This is a genomic window from Pseudomonas fluorescens (assembly GCF_902497785.1).
Classification (GTDB): Bacteria; Pseudomonadota; Gammaproteobacteria; order Pseudomonadales; family Pseudomonadaceae; genus Aquipseudomonas; species Aquipseudomonas fluorescens_BO.
In genome coordinates this window covers 1-1,254 of the sequence record NZ_CABVHK010000066.1, presented here as the reverse complement: position 1 = coordinate 1,254, position 1,254 = coordinate 1, and the positions used below count along the sequence as shown (strand labels likewise).

Genomic DNA, 1,254 nt, shown 5'->3' with positions numbered 1-1,254 from the left:
ACTGTGGGAGCGGGCCTGCTCGCGAAGGCATTCCGCCAGGCGGTTGATCCCCTTCACGACAGGCGGCATTCAGCCGGGTTAACCATCGCTTAACGCTGCGGTCCAAGACTTTACTGGACCGCACGCCCTCAGGTTTTTCTGACGCCCAGTGCGGCAGGTTCGACGCCCGTTACGTCGAGCTTACTTTCTGTCTGCACTGGAGATTACTCATGAACACACGCATTTTGCTGGTTACCGCCGCACTCGCCTGCACCGGTTTTGCCGGGCTAGCGCAGGCCAACGACACCGCCTCCTCTCAAGCCGTGCCTTATCACTACGGCATGCCGCTGCACGTGGCCAAGGTCATTTCGCTGAACGAACCCACAACAATGGAATGCAAAGTCATTACAGCGGACATGAAGTACATCGATACGTCAGGCAAACCCGCAGAGATTACCTATCGCAAACTGTCGGATGCGTGCAGTTATCAGAATTAATCGGTCGGAAGGAACGAACGCGGGTCTGGCGATTTTGCCAGACCCGAAGGAGATGACAGCAGGTTAAAGCGCTTGCCGGTCGGGATGTAGCGTCTGGATGCTGGCCCGATCCTGCATGTCAGAACGCAACGTGGCGATCAGGTCATTGATTTCCCGACATCCATTAAGCGACTTGGCATCGATCCCGGTCTTTAACAGATCCACTTGGTCGGTTTCCCCGTCCGAATACACCTTGACGGTCATTAACAGGTCCGGCGACAGCGTGCATTGACAACGTTTCGGCAGAAAACTGCTTTCTACGATGTTGCGGAGTTCCAAGGCAGAAAGAAACATGGCAACCCTCTCCTGAGTGTGAGATAGCCAACAACAATCAAATACTGACTCTGTAGACCGGTCAGCTTTAAGGAACAGCTACAGCATAAAACATGCCTCACATTCCGCCCTGCAGTTCATCGGTAAATCAATGGTTTAGCGATTTCGTCTAAAAATCGGGCCATGCAATATGCAAGAAAGCCATGCTTGACCGCTGCAAATTGCAATCCGGCGAGCCAGGATTTGCGGCGCAAGGCAGTAAAAATGCGGGCGGCTCATTCAGTATCCGCTGACTCTACGCCCACGCAAGAAGGCATCCTGGGTTCATTGACCCGCAGCACTACCGCCGGGCTGATTATTTCCGCTGTGGGAGCGAGCCTACTCGCACAGTGAGAAATTTGATGGGCGTGGCGTGGGTGTTTGGGTACACCTGCCACAATGCCTTCGCGAGCAGGCTCGCTCCCAC

2 protein-coding genes are annotated in these 1,254 nt (G+C 54.5%); one reads left to right on the top strand and one right to left on the bottom strand.

Features of this window, described 5'->3' with window-relative positions:
• Positions 1-209: 209 nt before the first annotated feature.
• On the top strand, positions 210-476 hold the full coding sequence (locus F8N62_RS31425; protein WP_150711847.1) for a DUF2790 domain-containing protein: 267 nt from the start codon (positions 210-212) through the stop codon (positions 474-476).
• Positions 477-539: 63 nt separating this feature from the next.
• Here F8N62_RS31425 and F8N62_RS31420 read toward each other — a convergent pair whose 3' ends face one another.
• Entirely contained in the window at positions 540-809 is a 270-nt protein-coding gene (locus F8N62_RS31420; RefSeq protein WP_150711846.1) for a DUF1652 domain-containing protein, read from the bottom strand.
• Between the last annotated feature and the right edge of the window lie 445 nt (positions 810-1,254).